Source organism: Rhizobium sp. RAF56 (assembly GCF_052113965.1).
Classification (GTDB): domain Bacteria; phylum Pseudomonadota; class Alphaproteobacteria; order Rhizobiales; family Rhizobiaceae; genus Rhizobium.
Genome location: NZ_JBFRDU010000009.1, coordinates 41,566 through 60,982, shown reverse-complemented (window position 1 = coordinate 60,982; position 19,417 = coordinate 41,566). Strand labels below are relative to the sequence as shown.

The following is a 19,417-nucleotide window of genomic DNA, read 5'->3' as shown; positions in this document are numbered from 1 at the left end:
CTAGAGCCCTTGAATTCAGGATTGCATCTGCCACCTTGAGGGGAGGAAGGTTATGAAATCGCTAACGTCGTGCCACCGTCATGCTTCGATCATATTAAGCCGCGATAGACGAAGGCCAAACACTCGGGATACTCTATGGCGCGCCACGAACCGACCGCATTGGGACAGTTGGCAGAAACCATCGCCTTGGTATCCCAGGGCCAGCCCGGCCACATCGTCGATACGTTGATTGCCGAGCGCGGCCAGAGGATCGTGAAACATCCGGCCTGGCCGCTGCTGCGCCCGTTTCTCTATCTGCTGCTGCGCTATCGCGCGGCGATCGACTTTGCCGACGATATCGCCAACGTGCCCGGTTTCCAGTCGTTCGAATATATGAGCGATTTGCTGCGGCTCGACGTCCGGGTGACGAATGGCGAGCGCATCCCTTCTTCGGGAGGCTTCGTCTTGGTCTGCAATCACCCGACGGGGATTGCCGACGGCGTTGCGGTTTTCGACCTTCTCAAGGCGTGGCGGCCGGACATGATGTTCTTTGCCAACCGCGACGCGGTCCGCGTCAATCCCCGTTTCGCCGAGATGATCATCCCGGTCGAATGGCGCGAGGAATACAAGACCAAGCTCAAGGCTCGCGAGACGCTGAACCTCACCAACGCGGCGGTGCGTGAAGGCAAGGCGACGGTGCTGTTTCCCTCCGGCCGCATTGCCTATTGGGCGAACGGGCGGCTGAACGAGCGGCCGTGGAAGACATCGGCCGTCGGTCTGGCGCGCAAATACGATCTGCCGATCCTTCCGGTGCACATGTCGGCGCGCAATTCCGGCCTCTTCTACTGGTTCGCCAAATGGTCGACGGAGCTGCGCGACATGACTGTTTTCCACGAGCTTTTGAACAAGAAGGGCGACCGTTTCGACTTCCGCGTCGGTCACCTGATCCCGCCGGAGGACCTCGACGGCGACATCAATGCGGTGACGAAGGCGCTGGAGAAGCACACCGTCCACGACCTCCATGCCGACGAGGACGCACGGTTTCAACCGGTCGTCGAACGGACTGAAGGCCGGATGGCCGGCGCCCATTCATTTTGATGATCCGATGAGTTAAAGCGAAGTATGCAACTCCGCTCGATGTTTGCCCAGAATTATCGCTCCTTACGTTCGATCCGAATGGATCTTTGGGACACGACGCTTTTTCTCGGCGAGAATGGCGTCGGCAAATCAAATCTCTATCGCGCACTTCAACTGGTTCAGGCCGCGGTTGCAGGCCGGCTGGTGCATGAGCTCGCGATCGAGGGCGGTATGCTTTCCGTGCTCTGGTCTGGAACGCGGCGTGAAGCCGAGGGGCCGGCGAGGGTGCGGTTTGAAGTCGAGGTTCTTGATGAGGAACGTGCCATCACGTTCCGCTATAGGGTTGAAGTCGGCCTGCGCCCTCCAAAAGCCGCCGCCGGATTTCCGCTCGAGCCGCAGGTCAAGGCAGAGGAGCTAGTCGTCGACCACGGGCGCCGCCCGGTGACGATGATGAAGCGGGCAGGTCCTGCTATCTCCGTGCGCGATGCATCCGGCCGGATGCGGCAATATCCCGATCAGGCACTGACCTCGGAAACGGCGATCGCTCTGCTCGGCGATGCCGGGCACTTTCCTGAGGTCGCCGCCTTTCGGCGGGTCGTGGCCAACTGGCGGTTCTTCCATGGGTTTAGAACGGATCGGTTTTCGCCGCTTCGCCAACCGTGCCTTGCCGTGACTGGCCCGATGCTCGATGAGGACGGTGCGAACATGGCGGCCGTTTTCGCAACGCTCGTGCATACACGGGAGGATACGGTCGACCTCGATCGGATCGTTGCCGCGGCGCTCGGCGGCGCGCGCCTCGTTGTGCCGTTGCCCGGGGAGACCGCGGAATTTGGACTCTCGTTTCCAGATTTCCCGAACAGGGTATTCCAGGCGCGCGAGCTTTCCGACGGTCAGCTCCGCTTTCTTGGTCTTGCGGCGGCGCTCCTGTCCTATCGTCTGCCGCCCCTAGTCGCGCTCAACGAACCGGAGGCGAGCCTGCATCCGGATATGCTGCCGCCGCTTGCCGATATGATCGCGGAAGCGTCGAAAACGAGCCAGATCTGGATCGTTACCCACTCTACGCAGCTGGCGGAGGCGGTTCGTGAGCGGTGCGGTGTGCGGCCGCGCAAGGTGGTTCGCGAAAACGGCGCGACCTGGATCGAGGGTATGCGACTAACAGGCGTCATTGCCGGCGAAAGCGACGATGAAGACTAGGGTGCGGATTGACCAGCGCGCAATGCGATTGATGAGAGTTTGGTCGTCTCAGATAGCAGGCCGAAAGCATGTCGTATCCGGTAGCGACAGCCGAGATTGCCTTTCGAGGAACGGTTCAGTCGCCGACCTATTTGCGCCCGTCGGGCTATATGGCATTGTAGCCGGGCCTCGGGAGGGCGCTCCATGAATGATCCAGGGCAGTTCATTTCGCGATTTCGAGATGTCGTCACCAGCGATGCCGAGCTTCGCGCGGTGGTCGGTCAGCCGGTGGATCGTGCCATCGCCAAAGTCGTTCAGACCATTGACGATCACAGTCGCCAGTTCATCGCCCGCGCGCCTTTTGCCTTCGTTGCATCGGTTGGCGAAGATGGCATGGTCGATGTCTCGCCGAAGGGCGATCCCGCGGGGTTCGTCAAGGTTCTCGACGATCGAACGCTTGCCATCCCCGATCGGCTCGGAAACCGGCGGCTCGATACGTTGCGGAACGTTTTGCGGAATCCCAGCGTCGGTCTGATCTTCTTGATTCCGGGCGTTACCTATACGCTTCGCGTCAGCGGAACGGCGATCATCGTGCGCGATCTGGAGTTGCGCGAATCGATGGCGGTCAACGGCAAGCTTCCCGATCATGTGCTGGTTGTGGACGTCAGGCGGGTGCTTTCCCACTGCCCCAAATGCATGATCCGATCGGCGCTATGGGAGCCGGATGCCTGGCCGGACACGACCGATCTGCCGACATTCGCCGAGACATTGAAGGCACATGCGAAGCTCGCGGAATCAGCCGAAGAGGTTCAGGCGAGCGTCGACAAGGGAAATCGAGAGCGGCTGTATTAAACGCCGATCCCAGGCAAGTGAGTGTCCGGCGGGTTCCATTTTTTAGCGACTGCGGGCATGGTCTGGCGCGATGAGTAAAGATTCGCCCAGTCTGTTTGGCGCCCTGTTCGAGAATGCACCGGCAAACCGCCCGGTGCCCGTGCTGGTGCCGTTGCCGACGCCGACGCCCTATTCCTATGCGGTGCCTGATGGCATGGCCGTCGAGCCCGGTTCTATCGTGCAGGTGCCGCTCGGGCCCCGGCAGGTGATCGGCGTCGTCTGGGACGGCGGCGACGACGAAGGGGTCGATCCGAGGAAATTGCGGCCGATTACCCGCGTCTTCGATTGTCCGCCGCTCGGCCGGGAGATGCGCGATTTCGTCGACTGGGTGGCCGCCTATACGCTCTCGCCGCCGGGCCTGGTGGCGCGCATGGCGCTCAGGGCGCCGGCCGCCTTCGATGCCGAGCCGATGGTCGAGGGGCTGCGTTTCGTAGGTGGCGAGCCGGAGCGGCTGACGCCAGCCCGCACCCGCGTGATGGCAACGGCCGCTGACGGCGCGGCGTGGACGCGCGGCGGCCTTGCCAACGCGGCAGGCGTCTCGGTGAGCGTCGTCGACGGGCTCATCGCCCAAGGTATTTTTGAAACCGTCTTTCTGCCGCCGCCGCCCATCGTTGCAAGACCCGATCCAGCCTTCACCACCCCACGACTGGAAGGTCCCCAGCGCGCCGCGGCGGAAGAGCTTCTCGGCGCGGTCGAAGCCGGCGGCTTTTCCGTGTCGCTGATCGACGGCGTGACGGGATCGGGCAAGACCGAGGTCTATTTCGAGGCCATTGCCGAAACGCTGAGGCGCGGCAAGCAGGTGCTGATCCTGTTGCCCGAGATCGCGCTGACGGCGAGCTTTCTCGAGCGCTTCCAGAGCCGTTTCGGCGCCAAGCCCGCCGAATGGCATTCCGATCTCGCGCCCCGCATGCGTGAGAAGGTCTGGCGGCAGGCTGTTACCGGCGAGGTGCGTGTCGTTGCCGGGGCGCGATCGGCGCTGTTCTTGCCGTTCGAAGACCTTGGCCTCATCATCGTCGACGAAGAGCACGATCCCGCCTACAAGCAGGAAGACCGCGTCTTTTACAATGCCCGCGACATGGCGGTGGTGCGCGGCCGGATCGCCGATTTCCCGGTCGTCCTCGTCTCCGCCACTCCGTCAGTCGAAAGCCGTGTCAACGGCCAGAGCGGGCGCTACAGCACCATCCATATGCCGACACGCTACGGCGAGGCGGCGCTGCCGGATCTGCATCTCATCGACATGCGCCGGCATGCGCCTCAGCGCGGCGGCTTTCTCTCACCCGTCCTCCTGCGCGCCGTCGGCAAGACCGTGGAGCGCGGCCAGCAGGCGCTTCTCTTCCTGAACCGGCGCGGCTATGCGCCGTTAACGCTCTGCCGCGTCTGCGGTCATCGCTTCCAATGCCCGCAATGCTCTAGCTGGCTGGTCGAGCATCGCTTTCGCCATCAGCTGCAATGTCATCACTGCGGGCACAGCGAAAGGACGCCCGAGGCCTGTCCCGAGTGCGGGACGCTCGACCACCTCGTTGCCTGCGGGCCGGGCGTCGAGCGCATCGCCGAGGAGGTGGAGCAGCACTTTCCCGAAGCCCGCACCATCGTTCTCTCCTCCGATCTCATGGGCGGGGTGAAGCGGCTGCGGCTGGAGCTTGAAGCGATCGAGAAAGGCGAGGCGGATATCGTCATCGGCACGCAGCTTGTCGCCAAGGGCCACAATTTCCCGCTGATGACGCTGGTCGGCATCGTCGATGCCGATCTGGGGCTGGCGAACGGCGATCCGCGCGCGGCCGAACGCACCTTCCAGATGCTGTCCCAGGTGACCGGCCGCGCCGGCCGCACTGGATTGAAGAGCCATGGCCTGCTGCAGACCTATCAGCCGCAGCATCCCGTCATGCAGGCAATCGTGTCGGGCGACGCCGGCGCCTTTTACGAGCGTGAAATCGTCGAGCGGGAAAAAGCGGTCCTGCCTCCCTTCGGCCGGCTCGCTTCGATCATCGTCTCGGCGGAGACGCGCCAGGACGCCGAGACGCATGCGCGCGGCATGCGCAACGCCGCACCGCAGGTGCCTGGCATCGCCGTTCTCGGGCCTGCGGAAGCGCCGCTGGCGCTGGTGCGTGGGCGCCACCGCTTCCGCCTGTTGGTGCACGGAAAGCGCAGCTCGGACATGCAAGGCTTCTTGCGCGCCATGCTGGCGGGCGGGCCGAAGGAGCGTGGCTCCGTGCACGTGCAGCTCGATATCGATCCGCAGAGCTTTCTTTGAGGGGGGCAAAGCTTGAGGGATCAGCCCTCCGCGACCGCGAAAGCGCGAGCTGAAATAGGAACAGCTAAAGCCACATTTTCCTGAACGGGCGATCATGCGATAAGAGGCTGATTCACGGGCTGATTTGGGGGCGATCGATGGAGTTCTATTTTCCGACGGAACGCGGCGAGCAACTCGCTTACTGCGCAGCAGGCTTCACGGCGCTCGCCGGGCTCTTCATGATGTTTGCGCCGGGGCTTACGTTTCGTCTGTTCGGTCTGCAGCCAAAAGAGGGGCGGTTCGGAGCCCTGGCCGAGGCCCGCTCGACGATGGGTGGTTTCTATCTCGGCTTTGGTCTTGCGGCGATCTTTCTCGCCCAGCCGATGGTCTATCTGGCGCTCGGGGCGTCGTTCGCCGTGGCCGCCTTCGGGCGCATCCTGGCGATGATGTCGGATCGCGGCGGCGTCGTCAGGAACCTCATACTTCTGGTTGTGCAGATCGTTCTCGCGGCTCTACCGCTCCTTTATGCGCTCGGCTGGTTTGAGGGTTGACGCGCGCAGTATTTTAGCAGGTGATACCGGGCCTGCGGCGATAACTGCCGTTTTTGCCACTAGAAATTCATGGGAAAGGCGTATTCCGCCAATACGCGTGTTGCGAGTCTCAAGATCCTATGTTAGACGGACCCCGAATTTCGGATGAAGCAGGAGGCAGCTCTTGCTGATTTCTGGGGGAAATCAAAACGAATTCAAGGATATGTGGCATCCGCTCGCCGGAAGCTGAATTCTTGGATTGAAATCAGGGAAAAATGTGCCCGTGGCAGACGCATCCCAGCATAATTCTGGTGTCGCAGAACGATATGCCTCGTCGCTGTTCGATCTGGCCCTTAAGGAGGGTGCGGTCGACGCAGTTACCGCTGATCTCAATTCCTTCCAGTCGATGCTGGATGAAAGCGAAGACCTGAAGCGTTTCGTCGGCAGCCCGGTTTTTTCCGCAGAAGATCAATTGAAGGCCATCGACGCGCTTGTCGAAAAGGCCGGCATCGGCAGTTTCTTCGCGAACTTCCTCAGGGTCGTGGCGCGTAACCGCCGCCTCTTCGCCCTGCCGGGAATGATCAAGGCGTTCCGTGAGATTGCTGCCGCGCAACGTGGCGAAATTTCCGCCGAGGTGACCTCGGCTCATGCGCTGACTTCGGCGCAGGAAAACGAATTGAAGGTGGCACTGAAGGGCGTCACCGGCAAAGACGTGACGATCGACGTCACGGTTGATCCGTCAATTCTTGGCGGTCTGATCGTCAAGGTCGGGTCTCGTCAGATTGATACGTCTCTTCGTACCAAACTCTCTACCCTTAAGCTTGCATTGAAAGAGGTCGGCTGATGGATATCCGCGCCGCGGAAATTTCCGCAATTCTCAAAGACCAGATTAAAAATTTCGGCAAAGAGGCTCAGGTCTCGGAAGTCGGCCAGGTTCTCTCCGTCGGTGACGGCATTGCCCGCGTCTACGGTCTCGACAACGTCCAGGCGGGCGAAATGGTCGAGTTCCCGGGCGGCATCCGCGGCATGGCCTTGAACCTTGAGTCCGACAACGTCGGTGTCGTTATCTTCGGCTCCGACCGCGACATCAAGGAAGGCGACACCGTCAAGCGGACCGGCGCCATCGTTGACGTTCCCGTAGGTCCGGAACTACTCGGCCGCGTCGTCGACGCGCTCGGCAACCCGATCGACGGCAAGGGCCCGATCAATGCAACGCGCCGTTCGCGCGTTGACATCAAGGCTCCCGGCATCATTCCGCGCAAGTCGGTTCACGAGCCGATGTCGACCGGCCTCAAGGCCATCGACGCGCTGATCCCGGTCGGCCGCGGCCAGCGCGAGCTGGTCATCGGTGACCGCCAGACCGGCAAGACCGCGATCATTCTCGACGCGATCCTGAACCAGAAGGCCATCCACGATGCCGGCCCGGAGAGCGAAAAGCTGTACTGCGTCTACGTCGCTATCGGCCAGAAGCGTTCTACTGTCGCTCAGTTCGTCAAGGTGCTCGAAGAGCGCGGCGCACTGAAGTACTCCATCATTGTCGCCGCCACCGCTTCCGATCCGGCGCCGATGCAGTACCTGGCACCGTTTGCCGGCTGCACGATGGGCGAATATTTCCGCGACAACGGCATGCACGCCTTGATCGGTTACGACGACCTCTCCAAGCAGGCCGTCGCCTACCGTCAGATGTCGCTGCTGCTGCGCCGTCCGCCGGGCCGCGAAGCCTATCCGGGCGACGTTTTCTACCTCCACTCGCGCCTGCTCGAGCGTGCCGCGAAGATGAACGACGACCAGGGCGCCGGCTCGCTGACCGCTCTGCCGGTCATCGAAACGCAGGGCAACGACGTGTCGGCCTTCATTCCGACCAACGTGATCTCGATCACCGACGGCCAGATCTTCCTTGAAACCGACCTGTTCTACCAGGGCATCCGTCCGGCCGTTAACGTCGGTCTGTCGGTTTCCCGCGTTGGCTCGGCCGCGCAGATCAAGGCGATGAAGCAGGTTGCCGGCTCGATCAAGGGCGAACTTGCCCAGTATCGCGAAATGGCCGCCTTCGCTCAGTTCGGTTCGGACCTCGATGCCGCTACCCAGCGCCTGCTGAACCGTGGCGCGCGCCTGACGGAACTCCTGAAGCAGCCGCAGTTCTCGCCGCTGAAGACGGAAGAGCAGGTTGCGGTGATCTTCGCCGGCGTCAACGGCTACCTCGACAAGCTGCCCGTAAACCAGGTCGGCAAGTTCGAACAGGGCCTGCTCTCCTACCTCCGCTCGGAAGGCAAGGACATTCTCGACGCCATCCGCACGGAGAAGGCCATCAGCGACGGCACCAAGGGCAAGCTTCAGGCTGCAATTGACAGCTTCGCCAAGTCTTTCGCCTGATCGGACGGAACTAGGACGGACCAGGGATGCCTTCACTTAAGGATCTGAAAAACCGGATCGCCTCCGTCAAGGCGACGCAGAAGATCACCAAGGCGATGAAGATGGTCGCCGCGGCGAAGCTTCGGCGTGCGCAGGAGGCGGCCGAGGCCGCCCGGCCATACTCGCAGCGGATGGGCGTCGTGCTTTCGAACATCGCCCAGGCTGTGAGCGATGCCGACGGCGCGCCTCTGCTGATGACCGGCAACGGCAAGAACCAGGTGCACCTGCTCGTCGTCTGCACCGCGGAACGCGGCCTTTGCGGCGGCTTCAACTCGCAGATCGCCCGCTTTGCCCGCGATCATACCCGCAAGCTGCTCGCTGAAGGCAAGACGGTGAAGATCTTCACCGTCGGCAAGAAGGGTTTCGACATCCTTCGCCGCGAATTCGCTTCGCTGATCGTCGAGCGCAAGGAATTGCGCGAGGTCAAGAAGATCGGCTTCGAAAACGCGGACCTGATCGGCAAGCGCATCATCGAGATGTTCGAAGCCGAAGAGTTCGACGTTTGCACGCTGTTCTATTCGGAGTTCAAGTCCGTCATCTCGCAGATCCCGACCGCGCTGCAGCTCATTCCGGCTGCCGTTGGCGAGGTTTCCGCCCAGGATGAAGAGCATGCGAGCGCCGTTTACGAATATGAGCCGGATCCGGCTTCGATTCTCGCGGACCTGATCCCGCGCAACATCTCCGTCCAGGTCTTCCGCGCGCTTCTTGAGAACGTCGCCGGCGAGATGGGTGCCAAGATGAGCGCGATGGACAATGCGACGCGCAACGCTGGTGAGATGATCAACAAGCTGACGCTCAGCTACAACCGTCAGCGTCAGGCTCAGATCACCAAGGAATTGATTGAAATCATTTCGGGCGCGGAAGCGCTCTGAGGTTAGGAAAGAGGGTAAGAATATGGCTAAGGCAGCTACCCCCGCCGCAAAGGCAGTAGGTTCGGTCGGCAGAGTCATCCAGGTTATTGGCGCCGTCGTGGACGTGGCTTTCGAAGGTGAACTGCCGGCGATCCTGAACGCGCTTGAAACCAGCAACCAGGGCAACCGCCTTGTTCTGGAAGTCGCGCAGCACCTCGGCGAAAGCCAGGTTCGCACGATCGCCATGGACTCGACCGAAGGTCTCGTCCGCGGCCAGGTCGTCACCAACACCGGTGCTCCGATCTCGGTTCCGGTCGGGCCGGAAACGCTCGGCCGCATCATGAACGTCATCGGCGAACCGGTTGACGAAGCAGGCCCGCTGGTTACCGCCGGCAAGCGCTCTATCCACCAGGACGCCCCGTCCTACGTGGAGCAGTCCACGGAAGCACAGATCCTCGTCACCGGCATCAAGGTCGTCGACCTGCTCGCGCCTTACGCAAAGGGCGGCAAGATCGGCCTCTTCGGCGGCGCAGGCGTCGGCAAGACCGTTCTCATCATGGAACTGATCAACAACGTCGCCAAGGCGCACGGTGGTTACTCGGTATTCGCCGGCGTTGGTGAGCGTACCCGCGAAGGCAACGACCTCTATCACGAAATGATCGAGTCGGGCGTTAACAAGCTCGGCGGCGGCGAAGGCTCCAAGGCAGCGCTCGTCTACGGTCAGATGAACGAACCGCCGGGTGCGCGCGCCCGCGTCGCCCTGACGGGTCTGACGGTTGCTGAAAACTTCCGCGACCAGGGCCAGGACGTTCTGTTCTTCGTCGACAACATCTTCCGCTTCACGCAGGCAGGTTCCGAAGTGTCGGCTCTGCTCGGCCGTATTCCTTCGGCCGTCGGTTATCAGCCGACGCTTGCTACCGACATGGGTCAGATGCAGGAACGCATCACGACGACGACGACCGGTTCGATCACCTCGGTTCAGGCGATTTACGTTCCTGCCGACGACTTGACCGACCCGGCCCCGGCAACCTCGTTCGCCCACTTGGACGCAACGACCGTTCTGTCGCGTTCGATCGCCGAAAAGGGCATCTACCCGGCCGTCGATCCGCTCGACTCCACGTCGCGCATGCTCGACCCGATCGTTGTCGGCGAAGAGCACTACGAAGTGGCCCGTAAGGTTCAGTCGACGCTGCAGCGCTACAAGTCCCTGCAGGACATCATCGCCATCCTGGGCATGGATGAACTGTCCGAAGAGGACAAGATCGCCGTTGCCCGCGCCCGCAAGATCGAGCGCTTCCTGTCGCAGCCGTTCTTCGTCGCCGAAGTCTTCACCGGTTCGCCGGGCAAGCTGGTTGCGCTTGAAGACACGATCAAGGGCTTCAAGGGCCTGGTCAACGGCGAGTACGACCACCTTCCGGAAGCCGCTTTCTACATGGTCGGCTCGATCGAAGAAGCCGTCGAGAAGGCCAAGAAGCTTTCTGGCGCCTGATAAATGCGATTACCGACGGCGCGCGGGTTCTCCGTGCGCCGTTGTCTATTCCCGCAAAGACAATCGAGAAGTGACGGGTCATGGCTGACAATTTCAATTTCGAACTGGTGTCTCCGGAGCGCCTGCTTCTGTCGGAAATGGTAACCGAGGTTGTCATTCCGGCGAGCGAGGGCGAGATGACCGTCATGGCTCATCATGCTCCGACGATGACGACGATCAAGCCGGGCGTTGTCAGCGTTCGTTCTGCATCTGGAAAGCGCGACTTCGTCGTTTTCGGCGGCTTCGCCGACATCCTGCCGACGGGCTGCACGCTGCTTGCCGAATCGGCCGTTGCGGTCGAGGACCTGAACCGCGACGAGCTGACGATCCGTATCGACGCCGCCCGCGACGAGTTGCGCGATGCGCTTCATCACGAGCACAAGTCGCGCCTCGAACATTTCATCATGGAAATGTCGCACCTGCAGGGCATGCTGCACGAGCAGTGAGCGCTAAAGATATCGCGTCTCTGGAGCGGCCTTCGGGCCGCTTTTTTTATGCGCCGTTTTCGCTGTTTGTCGCTGAAAGCAGGCGCTGGTGCAGTTCCGCTGCCTCCGGCGATAGCGTTCGAAAACGCGGTGCTCCGAGATAGTAGCCGAAGCCGGTCTCGATCCGGTCCCCGCCGACGGTGGTGAGCGTGCCCGAACGCAGGTGCTCGTCGATCAGCCCGAGACTGCCGAGCGCAATTCCTTCCCCGCGCAACGCCGCCTCCACGGCCATGATATAGGTGGAAAAGGAAAGCCTCGGCTGCGGCAGCCTTGCCTTCAGCGGCTGCGGCAGACGGCCGAACCATTGCCGGAACGATATCCAGTGCGCGTTGAAGCGCTCGTAGTCGATAAGGTCGAGGCGGGATATGTCTTCGACGGTCAGCTGCCGAGGGTCGAGGCCGCGCTGCTCCAGGTATTCGGGGGAGGCGACCGGTACCAGCACTTCCTTCATCAGCAATGTCAGGTTCCAGCGCGGGTGCTCGCCGGTCGAATAGAGAATGACGAGGTCGTTGCTTTCGGAAGACAGTTCGCCCGGCGCATCCGTCGTCAGAAGGCGCACGGAGATGTTCGGGCTTTGCTTGCCGAAATCCCTCAGCCGCCGTCCGAGCCAGAGGTGTGAGACCGAACCGCTCGCGGCGATCGAGATGATCTGCGGCGCCCCGCCCCGGAACGGCTCGAGGCTCTCCTCAAGATATTCGAGCGTGGCGCGCACGCGCTGGAACAGACGTTCCCCATCCGCCGTCAGCGCCAGATTGCGGCCTCGCCGGGTGAAAAGGAGGGTACCGAGATGATCTTCCAGCCCCTTGATGCGCCGGCTGACGGCCGCCTGGGTGATATTCAGCTCGCGCCCGGCGCGGGAAAAGTTCATCGCGCGGCAGGCGGCGTCGAAAACGCGGAAGGCCTCGAGCGGGATCTTTTCAAGCATTTTCTCTCCATGATCTGAAGTCATGAATATGACTGAGAAATGCCCTTATTTGAAGAGCTGAGATTGTGATGCATCAATAGGTGCATCGTTATTTGCTTCGTCAGGTGCAGCTTTGGCCTACTCCGTTTCATCCATCCCCGAGATCCGCTTTGGTGAAGGCAGCTTCGACGGTCTTGCGGCCGCCGCTCAGTCGTTCGGAGGCGTCTCCACCGCCTGTCTGGTCATCGACAGCTTCCTTTCCCGCTCCGGTCTCGCCGACAAGGTAAAGGCCGAACTTTCGAACGTCGGCATCGCGACGCGGATCTATTCCGATTTCGCGGGCGAACCGAAGATCGCGCATGTGCGTGCCGCGGCGGAGGTCGCAACGGGCACTGAGATGGTGATCGGCATCGGCGGCGGCTCGGCGCTCGATATCGCGAAGATCGCGGCTTGCGCCGCCGCATCCGGCAAGGATCCGATGCACTATGCGCTTGCAGCCAATCCGCTTCCGAAAGATCCGCTGAAAAAGATCATGGTGCCGACCACCGCCGGCACGGGTTCGGAAACATCCGCGACCAACATCTTCGCCGGCCCGCAGGGCAAGAAACTCTGGATCTGGGGTGCGGAGACCAAAGCCGATCTCGTGATCCTCGATCCCGCGTTGACCAAGACGCTGCCGGCTAGCCTGACTGCCTGGTGCGGCCTGGATGCCTTCGTCCACGCCTTCGAAGCGGCGACCAACCGCAACACCCATCCCGGGGCGCAGTTTTATGCGCACAGGGCGCTGGGGCTGATTGCGGGTTCGCTGGAAAAGGCGGTCAGGGAGCCCGAGAATATCGAAGCCCGAGGCGCGGTTCTGCTCGGCTCGTGCCTTGCCGGTATTGCCATCGACAATTGCGGCACGGCGATCGCCCACAATATCAGTCATGCGCTGGCGGCGCTGGCGCCCGTGCATCACGGCCTTGCGACGGCGCTGGGCTTCGAGCTGACGCTGCCCTGGCTGGTCGAGGCGGATACGACAGAGCTTGACGCCGCTGCCCGGGCCTGTGGCCTTCAGGACGCCAGCGCTCTTCCCGGTTTCGTCTCCGTCCTCATGGATCGCTGCGGCATCGTCCGCGCTTTGCCGCCGGCTTTCGCGCTGTTCGCAGCCGATGAACTCGCGCTCGAAATGCGTGCACCGGAAAATCAGCCCATGCGGCGTTCGACGGTACGCGACGTGACGGATGCCGATATCGATCGGTTTGCAGCGCGCGTCATCGCGCTGGTGAAGGGAGCCTAGGATGAGCAAGGATTTCACGAGGGCTTATTGGGAAGGCGTTCTGGCTGACCTCAAGCCCGAGGGCCGTCATTTCATCGGCGGTGAATATCGGGCGGCCGCATCCGGCGCCACCTTCACCCGCATCCGCCCGATGGACGGCAAGCCGGGTGCCGCACTCGCGCGAGGCGATGCGGCCGATATCGACGCTGCCGTGGCCGCGGCACGCGCCGCCTTTGAGAGCGGTGTCTGGCGGAAAAAGGAGCCGCTGGAAAAGAAGAAGATCATGCTCAAATGGGCAGACCTGATCCGTGCGCATGGCGAGGAGCTTGCCATGCTCGAAACCCTCGACGTCGGCAAGCCGATCATGGCGTCGCTGAATGTGGACGTGCGGCTCTGCGCAGACGGCATCCAGTATTATGGCGAGATGATCGACAAGATGTACGACGAGGTCGCGCCGACGGGTCCGAACGCCCGCGCGATCGTCCGCAAGGTGCCGCTCGGTGTCATCGGCGCGATCACGCCGTGGAACTATCCGATGATCATCGACGCCTGGAAGCTCGGCCCGGCGATCGCCGCCGGCAACTCGGTCGTCCTGAAGCCCGCCGAGCAATCCTCGCTGTCGGCGATCCGGTTGGCCGCACTTGCGGTGGAAGCGGGTCTTCCGGCCGGCGTGTTCAACGTGGTGACCGGCTACGGCGAAGAGACCGGCAAGCCGCTGGCGCTGCATATGGATGTCGACATGATCGCCTTTACCGGCTCGACCGAGGTCGGCAAGCTGATCATGGGCTATGCCGCCCAGTCGAACGTCAAGCGCGTCGCCCTGGAGCTTGGCGGCAAATCGCCGCTCGTCGTCTTCGAGGACGCGGACCTCGATGCGGCCGCCGTCGCCGCCGCTTGGGGCTGCTTCTACAATGCCGGCGAAACCTGCCACGCCTCCACGCGCCTCATCGTGCATCGCTCGGTACAAGACAGGCTGATCGCCAAGATCGAGGCTGTCACGCGCTCCGACATCGCGCTCAAGCATCCGCTCGATCCTTCGTCCCAGATCGGGGCGCTGATCGAGGAGGAGCACATGAAGAAGGTGCTTTCGATGATCGCCGCCGGCGAGAAGGAAGGCGCGCGCCGCGCCTTCGGGGGCGAGCGGGTGATGAGCGAAACAGGCGGCTATTACATCTCGCCCGGTGTCTTCGTCGATATGACCAACGATATGAGCCTTGCTCGCCAGGAGATCTTCGGGCCGGTTCTTGCCGCCATTCCTTTCGATACCGAGGAACAGGCGCTGGAGATCGCCAACGATACGATCTATGGCCTCGCCGGCGCGGTCTTCACCAAGGACATGGATCGCGCGCATCGTTTCTCCGAGGCGATCCACGCGGGCACGGTCTGGATCAACACATACGACATGTCGAACTTCGCCACGCCCTTCGGCGGCTTCAAGCAATCCGGCTTCGGCCGCGATCGCTCGGTGCATGCGATCGACAAGTATTGTGACTATAAGACCATCTGGCAGCAGTTCGGCTGATATCGTGCCCGCGCGTAGCGGTGAATGCTGGAATCAAAGCCGGGGAGGGCGCATCATGAGCAAGATCGTATCCATCGAGATCACCCATCATCGTCTGCCGCTCGACCCGCCGTTCAAGGCGAGTTGGGACGGTCGCCCGCGCCGCCAGTTCGACGCAACGATCGTACGTGTGCGCGACGACGAAGGACGCGAGGGCATCGGCTCAGGCGATCTCATGAAGGGCTTCGAGGGACACGAGGACCTGTTCATCGGCGAGGACCCCCGACATCTGGAACGGCACTACGAGGTGCTGTCGCACATCAATTTCCACTATGGCCGCTGCTGGCCGATGGATCTGGCGCTCTGGGACCTTTCAGGCAAGATCACCGGCGAGCCTGTCTGGCGCATGCTGGGCGGCCGCGCCGGCCGCGTGCGGCTTTATGCCTCGTCCGGCGTCCTTCGCGACCCGGGCGCCATGGCCGAGCAGGCCGAGCGTTACGTCGGCGAGGGTTTTCCCGCGATGAAGGTGCGGTTCTCTTCGTCAGCGGGCGGCCGCACCAGCTGGCATGACGACGTCAAGGCGCTGGAGGCGATCCGCGCTCAGGTCGGCGACCGGCTGGAACTGATGGTCGACTGCAATCAGGGTTGGCGCATGCCCTGGGACACGACGCTTTCCTGGACCTTCAAGGACGCGCTGGCTGTCGCGAAGGAACTGGAACGGCTCGGCGTCTACTGGATGGAGGAGCCGCTCCACCGCTCCGACCGCCGGGGCATGAAGCGCCTGTCGGAAGCGACCAGCGTGCGTATCGCCGGCGGCGAGATGACGCGCGAGCTTTACGAATTCCGAGACATCATCGAGGAACGCGCCTTCGACGTCATCCAGCCGGATGTGGCGCTGGTCGGCGGCATCACCGGCTGCCGCCGACTGGTCTATCAGGCGCGCGAGGCCGGGATCATGTTCACGCCGCACTCCTGGACGAACGGTATCGGCGTTCTCGCCAACGCCCATCTGACGGCCGGCGTCGGCGATGCGCCGTTCCTCGAATATCCGTACGACAATCCGGAATGGAGCGAGGCGCGACGCGACTATCCGATGGCGGCGCCATTGAAGCACGCCTCCGGCTGGCTGGAACTCGGCGAGGCGCCGGGTCTCGGCGTCGTGCTCGACGAGGATCGCCTGAAGCGGACGCGGATTTAGCAGATCTGCTTTTCGTTAAATCGCAGATCCGCTCTATCTTTTTGTTTACGGCGCGACGTCAGTCGAATAGCGCGTTGGTGTAGAAGCTGGGGATGTCGGGCTTGTCCTTCAGTGCCGCGCCCTGTGCATCACACAAGATGCCATTGTCGAACAGGAAGTCGCAGATCGCCGCCATTTTCGCCGGGTCGATCGTGCCGACGGTGCCGTCGGCGGCGCGCAGATAGTTGCCGTCGATCAGCGCCTTCATCGAGGCCGCGACGAGTTCGATATTGGTGAGTGCGCCGCCGGAACCCTCGATCAGCAACCTCGTCGCCTCCTGGGGATGGTTGACGGCATCATCGTAGCCACGCCTGGTAGCCTTTATGAAGGCGCTTGCCTTCGCGGCATTGTTGGCGACGAAGGCATCATTGGAAACGATAAGCGTCGTCTGCTCGTCCGGCACGCCGTAGTCGGCGTAGCGGAAGCGGCGCAGCGCCCGCTTCTCGAGTTCGGCGGCAATGCCTTCCCAGGTGTAGACCTCGAGGGTGAAATCGACCGAGCCGTCGGCAAGCGCCTCGTAGGCCGAGGTGCCGAGTGTGATGGTGTTGAACTTACCCTCACCGCCGTCGGCGCGGATCATCGCGGAAACCAGCGCCTCCTCCCACGCGCTGCCGAAGCCGCCGTAGGTCTTGCCGTCAAGGTCCTTCGGCCGCTGGATATCCTTGCGGCTGTCGTTAAGAATGAGACGGCCGGTTTCCGTCTGCACGACGGCATAGACGCCCTTCAGCGGCGCGCCGGCGGCACGCTGGGCAAAGAGGCTGATCGGCCCGGCGATACCGAAATCGGCCACACCGTTGGCGACCAGCGTGCCGGCGCTAGTGTCGGTGTAGGGCATGATCTCCACGTTGATACCAGCTTCCTCGTAGAAGCCCTTGGCCTTGGCGACGTAAAGGCCGACGTGGTTGGTGTTCGGCGTCCAATCGAGCGCGACGGAAACCTTCGGGCGATCCGCGGCAAAGACCAGTCGCGGCGCAGGCAGGAGGGAGGCGAGCGCCAGGGAGAGTGTCCAGCGGCGGGTGAGAGGCAGCATGTCGTATCCTTTCAGCTGTTGGCGTGAAGCAGGGTTTCGAGGATGGCCGTTTCGATGGTGCGGGCCTCGGCCGAGCCCAGGTCGGCAAAACTGCGCGGCCGCGGCAGCGGCACGGTGAAGGAGGCGGCGATGCGGGCCGGACGCGGCGACAGCACGTAAATACGATCCGACAGGAACACCGCCTCGCGAACGTCATGGGTGATCAGCAGCGCCGTCCAGCGATGGCCCGTCCACATCTGCGACAGCCATTGCTGCATCTGCGCGCGCGTGATCGCATCGAGCGCGCCAAACGGTTCGTCGAAGAGCAGCATGTCTCGCGCCTGTACGACGGTGCGCAGGAGGGCGGCGCGCTGGCGCATGCCGCCCGAGAGCTGCGCGGGATAGTGCCGCTCGAACCCGGCAAGACCGAACGTTTCGAAATGCGGCAACACCCGGGCGCGGGCGGTATCGCGATCCAGGCCGGCGACCTCGAGGCCGAGCGTCGCATTGTCGAGAATGCACCGCCACGGCATCAAGGCGTCGCGTTGAGGCATGAAGGCGAAGGTCGCACCGCTTGTCGCAAGCGGCTGATCGGCGAAGCGAATCTCTCCGCTATCGGCTGTGTCCGCTCCCGTCAGCATGCGCAGGATCGTCGATTTTCCGGCGCCGGAGGGGCCGACAATGGTCACGAATTCGCCCTCCTCCTCATAAAGCGAAATCCCGTCGAGCACCGGGACGGAGCCGAAGGATTTGCGAATGTCGAGAAGCTCCAACCGTCGAGCGCTCATGGCCGATCCTTCGCGACATCGCGCCGCCACGGCATGAGGAGGTGGCCGGCGAGAACGGCGGCGGCAAAGAAGACGAGCGTCAGGCAGGCGCTCACCACTACCGCGGCGAGAACGAGGTCCGGGCGGAAGTTGTTCTTGGCGGCGAGCATATAGATGCCGAGCCCTTTGGCGGCGCCGGCATATTCGGCGAAGATCGCTCCCACGACCGCATAGGTGATGGAGATCCTCAGTCCCGCAAAGAAATAGGGCATCGAGGAGGGCAGGCGGGCAAGCAGGAAGATCCGCCAGCGGGTGGCCTTCATGGAAACGAGCAGCTCGTGGATATCCTTGTCGGTCGCCTCAAAGCCCTCGATGAGGGCGACCAGCATGGGAAAGAAGGTGACGAGCGACACGAGCAGGATCTTCGGCAAGAGGCCGAAACCGAACCACAGCGCGATCAGCGGAGCGATCGCGACCAGCGGCAACGTCTGACTGATCACGACCAGCGGGAACAGCGCGCGCCGGATCGCCGGAAGGAAGTCCATGGCGACCGCAAAGGCAAAGGCGACCGCCAGCGATGCTGAGAAGCCGGAAAGCGTGGCAACGACCGTCGGGCAGGTATTTTCCATGAGCGCCCGGCGGTTGAGCCAGCCCTGCGCCAACACCCGCGACGGTGACGGCAGCACGGAAGGCCGGATGCCCGAAAGGTCGGCATAGAGCTCCCAGACGAGTATGGTCAGAAGGACGGCGGCAATAGCCGGCAGCGTGCGGACGAGAGCGGCCCGGCCCGGAAGGTTCAAGGATACGAGGGAGAGGGACACCATGACGGCAGCGCTGGCGTCAGCGTTTCGTCGGGCTGTTCGCTGAGACGGTAATATCGAGCGTGACGTGACCTTCCGGCGGGCCGAAGTGGCAGAAGGCTTCCTGGAGCGTGGCGAAGATCGCGCCGGCGTCGCCGCGCAGCTTCGTGCAGAAATTCTTGGCACGGTCGAAGGTGCCCGACTGCTTCAGAAAATCGATGCAGCCGTAGATTTCGTCCATGTGGTTGCCGGTGCCGAGCACATAGAGCGAAAATTGCGCGGCGGTCGGCTGTCCGGTCACCGGCGTATTGGCGACTGATGCGATGGCTCTCGCGATGCGTTCGGAAAGCGGCGCTTTGATGCCATCGCCGATGCCGACGCCGCAGATCGGATCGTCCGGCTCGCCGGGGCAGCCCCGTGAGATTGCCGCGGACAGCACGCAGTGCTCGCCCGACCGGGCCGCGGCGACGAACAGGTCAGTCAAGGCCGGAAACAGCACCTCCGGCGGGCCGACCAGCAGGGTGGAAAGGTCATCCGTCTCGATGCGCAGCCGATCGCGATAGGGGTCGAGGCTCCCAACGGCATCGAGGATGATACCGACAAAATCGCGGGACATGGGATAGAGGGAAACTTGCGCGCCGGAAAACATCGAAACCTCGCTCCGCTGGCATTACCCAGATCAGCTTGAGGGTCCCAAGGTATGCACCTCGAATCTCAGCCCCGGCGATACGGAGCACCCCTGTTGAATGGTGCGGAAGCTACCATCGGTTTACGCAATAGCGCAA

General features: G+C 62.7%; 18 protein-coding genes. 13 read left to right on the top strand and 5 right to left on the bottom strand.

All coding sequences use genetic code 11. From position 1 onward, the window contains the following. Window positions 1-135: 135 nt before the first annotated feature. The 10 genes from AB4048_RS09690 (at window position 136) to AB4048_RS09645 (ending at window position 11,117) form a co-directional block, all read left to right on the top strand. Window positions 136-1,077, top strand: a complete 942-nt coding sequence (locus AB4048_RS09690) for a GNAT family N-acetyltransferase (protein WP_442201735.1) — start codon at window positions 136-138, stop codon at window positions 1,075-1,077. Window positions 1,078-1,101: 24 nt separating this feature from the next. Beyond that, a complete protein-coding gene (locus AB4048_RS09685) occupies window positions 1,102-2,250 on the top strand; it encodes an AAA family ATPase (RefSeq protein ID WP_442201734.1) in 1,149 nt (382 codons plus the stop codon). A 183-nt stretch (window positions 2,251-2,433) separates the two neighbouring features. Continuing rightward, window positions 2,434-3,081 carry an MSMEG_1061 family FMN-dependent PPOX-type flavoprotein gene (locus AB4048_RS09680; protein ID WP_442201733.1) on the top strand — a complete coding sequence of 216 codons (648 nt, stop codon included), beginning with the start codon at window positions 2,434-2,436 and terminating at the stop codon, window positions 3,079-3,081. 70 nt (window positions 3,082-3,151) lie between these two features. Then, on the top strand, window positions 3,152-5,371 hold the full coding sequence (locus AB4048_RS09675; protein ID WP_442201732.1) for a primosomal protein N': 2,220 nt from the start codon (window positions 3,152-3,154) through the stop codon (window positions 5,369-5,371). A gap of 137 nt (window positions 5,372-5,508) precedes the next feature. Further along, on the top strand, window positions 5,509-5,901 hold the full coding sequence (locus tag AB4048_RS09670; RefSeq protein ID WP_442201731.1) for an AGROH133_08824 family phage infection protein: 393 nt from the start codon (window positions 5,509-5,511) through the stop codon (window positions 5,899-5,901). A 256-nt stretch (window positions 5,902-6,157) separates the two neighbouring features. Continuing rightward, window positions 6,158-6,724, top strand: coding sequence for a F0F1 ATP synthase subunit delta (locus AB4048_RS09665; RefSeq protein ID WP_442201730.1), 567 nt, complete (start codon window positions 6,158-6,160; stop codon window positions 6,722-6,724). After that, window positions 6,724-8,253, top strand: coding sequence for a F0F1 ATP synthase subunit alpha (gene atpA, locus AB4048_RS09660; RefSeq protein ID WP_442201729.1), 1,530 nt, complete (start codon window positions 6,724-6,726; stop codon window positions 8,251-8,253). Before AB4048_RS09665 ends, atpA begins: the two co-directional genes overlap by 1 nt. Before the next feature lie 26 nt (window positions 8,254-8,279). Beyond that, the gene (locus AB4048_RS09655; RefSeq protein WP_442201728.1) at window positions 8,280-9,164 is read left to right on the top strand and encodes a F0F1 ATP synthase subunit gamma; all 885 of its coding nucleotides are present in this window, start codon (window positions 8,280-8,282) and stop codon (window positions 9,162-9,164) included. A 22-nt stretch (window positions 9,165-9,186) separates the two neighbouring features. Further along, on the top strand, window positions 9,187-10,632 hold the full coding sequence (gene atpD, locus AB4048_RS09650; protein ID WP_442201727.1) for a F0F1 ATP synthase subunit beta: 1,446 nt from the start codon (window positions 9,187-9,189) through the stop codon (window positions 10,630-10,632). An 80-nt stretch (window positions 10,633-10,712) separates the two neighbouring features. Continuing rightward, complete coding sequence (locus tag AB4048_RS09645; protein ID WP_442201726.1) at window positions 10,713-11,117, top strand: F0F1 ATP synthase subunit epsilon; 405 nt, start codon at window positions 10,713-10,715, stop codon at window positions 11,115-11,117. A 46-nt stretch (window positions 11,118-11,163) separates the two neighbouring features. On the opposite strand, the gene AB4048_RS09640 is transcribed toward AB4048_RS09645, so the two are convergent. After that, on the bottom strand, window positions 11,164-12,081 hold the full coding sequence (locus tag AB4048_RS09640) for a LysR substrate-binding domain-containing protein (RefSeq protein WP_442201725.1): 918 nt from the start codon (window positions 12,079-12,081) through the stop codon (window positions 11,164-11,166). A gap of 112 nt (window positions 12,082-12,193) precedes the next feature. Between AB4048_RS09640 and AB4048_RS09635 the strand changes: the two genes are divergently transcribed. The 3 genes from AB4048_RS09635 to AB4048_RS09625 are packed head-to-tail and all read left to right on the top strand — an operon-like array spanning window position 12,194 to window position 16,017. Further along, entirely contained in the window at window positions 12,194-13,339 is a 1,146-nt protein-coding gene (locus tag AB4048_RS09635; RefSeq protein ID WP_442201724.1) for an iron-containing alcohol dehydrogenase, read from the top strand. A gap of 1 nt (window position 13,340) precedes the next feature. Continuing rightward, complete coding sequence (locus AB4048_RS09630; protein WP_442201723.1) at window positions 13,341-14,840, top strand: aldehyde dehydrogenase family protein; 1,500 nt, start codon at window positions 13,341-13,343, stop codon at window positions 14,838-14,840. 55 nt (window positions 14,841-14,895) lie between these two features. After that, a complete protein-coding gene (locus AB4048_RS09625) occupies window positions 14,896-16,017 on the top strand; it encodes a mandelate racemase/muconate lactonizing enzyme family protein (protein WP_442201722.1) in 1,122 nt (373 codons plus the stop codon). A gap of 58 nt (window positions 16,018-16,075) precedes the next feature. On the opposite strand, the gene AB4048_RS09620 is transcribed toward AB4048_RS09625, so the two are convergent. From AB4048_RS09620 to AB4048_RS09605, 4 genes are read right to left on the bottom strand one after another with little or no spacing between them, the layout of a single operon-like run. Next, complete coding sequence (locus tag AB4048_RS09620; protein WP_442201721.1) at window positions 16,076-17,086, bottom strand: ABC transporter substrate-binding protein; 1,011 nt, start codon at window positions 17,084-17,086, stop codon at window positions 16,076-16,078. Between the two features lie 11 nt (window positions 17,087-17,097). Beyond that, a complete protein-coding gene (locus AB4048_RS09615; protein WP_442201720.1) occupies window positions 17,098-17,853 on the bottom strand; it encodes an ABC transporter ATP-binding protein in 756 nt (251 codons plus the stop codon). Further along, a complete protein-coding gene (locus AB4048_RS09610; protein ID WP_442201719.1) occupies window positions 17,850-18,656 on the bottom strand; it encodes an ABC transporter permease in 807 nt (268 codons plus the stop codon). The genes AB4048_RS09615 and AB4048_RS09610 overlap by 4 nt, the downstream gene beginning before the upstream one ends. Window positions 18,657-18,672: 16 nt before the next feature. Beyond that, window positions 18,673-19,281, bottom strand: a complete 609-nt coding sequence (locus tag AB4048_RS09605) for a YkoF family thiamine/hydroxymethylpyrimidine-binding protein (RefSeq protein WP_442201718.1) — start codon at window positions 19,279-19,281, stop codon at window positions 18,673-18,675. Window positions 19,282-19,417 lie beyond the last annotated feature (136 nt).